At 42.1% G+C, this 3,574-nt stretch carries 3 protein-coding genes; all 3 read left to right on the forward strand.

What is annotated here, in order from left to right:
- Positions 1-113: 113 nt before the first annotated feature.
- From HN459_03655 to HN459_03665, 3 genes are read left to right on the forward strand one after another with little or no spacing between them, the layout of a single operon-like run.
- Positions 114-782 carry a succinate dehydrogenase cytochrome b subunit gene (locus HN459_03655; GenBank protein ID MBT3478539.1) on the forward strand — a complete coding sequence of 223 codons (669 nt, stop codon included), beginning with the start codon at positions 114-116 and terminating at the stop codon, positions 780-782.
- Position 783: 1 nt separating this feature from the next.
- The gene (locus tag HN459_03660; protein MBT3478540.1) at positions 784-2,694 is read left to right on the forward strand and encodes a fumarate reductase/succinate dehydrogenase flavoprotein subunit; all 1,911 of its coding nucleotides are present in this window, start codon (positions 784-786) and stop codon (positions 2,692-2,694) included.
- The gene (locus HN459_03665) at positions 2,694-3,434 is read left to right on the forward strand and encodes a succinate dehydrogenase/fumarate reductase iron-sulfur subunit (protein MBT3478541.1); all 741 of its coding nucleotides are present in this window, start codon (positions 2,694-2,696) and stop codon (positions 3,432-3,434) included. The genes HN459_03660 and HN459_03665 overlap by 1 nt, the downstream gene beginning before the upstream one ends.
- Positions 3,435-3,574 lie beyond the last annotated feature (140 nt).

The following is a 3,574-nucleotide window of genomic DNA, read 5'->3' on the forward strand; positions in this document are numbered from 1 at the left end:
CATTTGGGCGCAAAGCTGGCTGGCCGTATATAATTCCGTCGAGAATCTCATTTTTAAAGTCAATGACATACCCTAATTTCATGCCTTAATATTCAATAATTTTTGAGTACAAAATGGCTTGGCTAACAACTTTTTTAAATTCATCTATTGGCAAAAAATTTCTTATGGCAACTACAGGATTGTTGCTGTGTGTTTATTTAATCATCCACTTGGCGGGAAACCTTACCCTCTTTGGTGGTCCTGATTTTTTTAACAGCTATGTTAAAGCATTATCTGCTTTTAAGCCTCTCGTTCGAACCATTGAAGTTATTTTATTATTTATATTTGGTGGTCACATTATTAACGGTATACGTCTTTCACTTGAAAACCAAAAAGCAAAAACAGTAAAATATGAATCGAATCGTGCCGGAAACAATAGTACTGTATCCTCACGAACCATGGCAATAACAGGGACCGTCCTTCTTGTTTTCCTAATTACACACCTATCTACCGTGTGGTATAATTTTCAAATAGAACACGAGAGTGGCCGTTTCTTTGCAATTATTACGGGGTCAAGAATAGGGTTGGAAAATACTCTAATTGCAGTTTTATATGGTGTAGCTATGATTATACTTGGGTTTCATCTTCGCCATGGTTTTCAATCAGCATTTCAAACTTTTGGACTTCGATATAATCGGTACGGAAAATTAATTGAAATAATTTCTGTATTATTCTGGCTCATTATTCCAGCGGGATTTTTATCGATTGTTATTTATTTTGGATTTATGGAAGGTGTAAAATAAGATGGCAATGAATTCTAATACCCCCGGGGGTCCGCTAGCTGAGAAATGGACAAAACATAAATTCAATCTAAACCTTGTCAACCCCGCGAATAAAAGGAAGTATAATATCATCGTCGTTGGTACAGGGTTGGCTGGTGCCTCAGCTGCTGCTTCTTTTGCTGAACTTGGGTACAACGTTCAAGCTTTTTCTTATCACGAATCCCCGCGGCGGGCCCACAGTATTGCCGCCCAAGGTGGAATCAATGCTGCAAAAAACTATCCCAATGATGGCGACAGTGTACATCGCCTTTTTTATGATACGATCAAGGGTGGAGATTACCGCGCCCGCGAAGCTAACGTTTATCGTTTGGCTGAAATCAGTAATAATATTATTGACCAGTGCGTTGCCCAAGGAGTTCCTTTCGCCCGGGAGTATGGTGGTCTTTTAGATAATCGCTCTTTTGGTGGCGCCCAGGTTTCTCGTACATTTTATGCTCGCGGACAAACCGGGCAACAATTGTTATTGGGCGCATATTCTGCCCTCATTCGTCAAATGGGGAAAGGAACTGTTCAGTTTCATCCACGCCATGAAATGTTGGATTTGGTTCTGGTGGATGGTGAAGCAAAAGGAATTATCACCCGAAATTTGGTGACTGGTGAAATTAATCGTCACGCTGCCAATGCTGTTGTGTTAGCAACCGGAGGATATGGAAATGTGTTTTATCTTTCAACGAACGCCATGGCCAGTAATGTAACTGCTGCTTGGCGCGCCCATCGCCGTGGTGCATATTTTGCTAATCCATGTTTTACACAGATTCATCCAACCTGTATTCCTGTCTCTAGCGATCACCAATCAAAATTAACTCTTATGAGCGAAAGCCTAAGAAACGATGGGCGTGTTTGGGTTCCAAAGAAAAAAGGCGACAATCGTAATCCTGCTAACATTCCAGATGAAGATCGTGATTATTATTTAGAAAGGCTTTACCCTTCTTTTGGAAACCTTGTTCCAAGAGATGTGGCCTCCCGTCGCGCCAAAGATATGTGCGATAAAGGTCACGGTGTAGGCGAAACAAGATTAGCCGTTTATTTGGATTTTGCCGATGCAATTAACCGACTGGGGCGTAATGCCGTTTCAGCTAAATATGGTAACCTGTTTGATATGTATCAACAAATCACTGGTGAAAATCCATATGAAACACCCATGCGAATTTATCCTGCTGTTCATTATACAATGGGTGGGCTGTGGGTCGACTATAACCTCATGAGTAATGTCCCTGGATTATTCGTATTGGGAGAAGCCAATTTTTCGGACCATGGAGCCAACCGATTGGGTGCTTCAGCCCTAATGCAAGGACTCGCGGATGGTTATTTCGTTATTCCTCAAACCATCGGTAATTATTTATCTAAAAAACTTAACGAAACAATATCAACTGATGATTCTGCTTTTGAGTCTACAGAAAACGATGTAATGGCGCGTGTTGATAAAATTCTATCTATCAACGGTTCCCGAACCGTTGATGATATTCACAAGGAACTCGGTAAACTACTTTGGGAAAACGTGGGTATGTCCAGAAACAAATCCGGCCTTGAGCTGGCAATTAAAAAAATTCCCGAACTACGTGATCAATTTTGGAATAATGTACGAATCCCTGGTAGCAATGAGTCCCTTAATCCCGAATTAGAAAAAGCCGGTAGGCTGGCTGATTTCCTTGAATTGGGTGAAACCATGGCGCGCGATGCCCTCAGTCGGGAAGAGTCTTGCGGCGGGCATTTTAGAGAAGAACATCAAACAAAAGAAAATGAAGCGCAAAGAGATGATGAAAATTATCGCTATGTAACCGCCTGGGAATACCAAAATGGCAATGTACCGGTTCACCATAAAGAAGAATTAAATTTTGAAAATGTGTCCCTGACCACGCGGAGTTATAAATAATGCAAATAACTTTAAAAGTATGGCGACAAGCAGATGCGAATTCTACCGGAAACTTTGTTTCTTACAAAGTAGATAATATAACAGAAGACATGTCATTCTTTGAAGTGTTGGACATGCTAAACGATACTTTGGTATGCAACGGAGATGACCCCATAGCCTTTGACCATGACTGCCGAGAAGGAATTTGTGGAACCTGTGGTGTATTTATGGACGGTCGTGCTCATGGCCCTCTTCGCGGTGTCACCTCCTGTCAGGTTCATATGCGTAGTTTTACGGATGGACAGGAAATTGTACTTGAGCCCTGGCGCGCCACGGGATTTCCCATAATAAAAGATTTAGTTGTAGATCGTTCTTCTTTTGACCGCATTATGGAATCGGGTGGTTATGTATCTGTAAGCACTGGCGGTACAGTTGATGCCAATGCCCTACCAATCGCAAAAACTGACGCAGATGAAGCATTTGATGCGGCAGCTTGCATCGGCTGCGGCGCTTGCGTAGCCACATGTAAAAACTCGTCCGCTATGCTGTTTGTTGGGGCAAAAGTGTCCCAATATGCGCTCCTCCCCCAAGGCCAGCCTGAGGCAAAAGAGCGGGTCCTCAATATGGTTGCAACCATGGATAACGAAGGATTTGGAAACTGCACCAATACGGGCGCTTGCGAAGTTGAGTGTCCAAAGGAAATTTCTCTAGAACATATTGCCCGGATGAATCGAGAATTTTTAAAGTCCAGCCTCGGTTAAAACAATTACCCAAACTTCTTAAAAAGAAAAAGCCCCCCGGTTATCAGCGCTTAATAGCGACAGATAAAATTGGGGGGCTTTTTTAATTGCTTAATCTTTAACTAGCTTTTTAGCCTAAAATTTACGGGAATAGAAATCCA

It is taken from the genome of Candidatus Neomarinimicrobiota bacterium (assembly GCA_018647265.1).
Taxonomy (GTDB): Bacteria; Fidelibacterota; Marinisomatia; order Marinisomatales; family TCS55; genus TCS55.

What these genes read in the sequence shown, in the direction of transcription:
- HN459_03655 (MBT3478539.1), top strand. Translation starts at nt 114, where the DNA reads ATGGCTTGGCTAACAACTTTTTTAAATTCATCTATTGGCAAAAAATTT.
- HN459_03660 (MBT3478540.1), top strand. Translation starts at nt 784, where the DNA reads ATGGCAATGAATTCTAATACCCCCGGGGGTCCGCTAGCTGAGAAATGG.
- HN459_03665 (MBT3478541.1), top strand. Translation starts at nt 2,694, where the DNA reads ATGCAAATAACTTTAAAAGTATGGCGACAAGCAGATGCGAATTCTACC.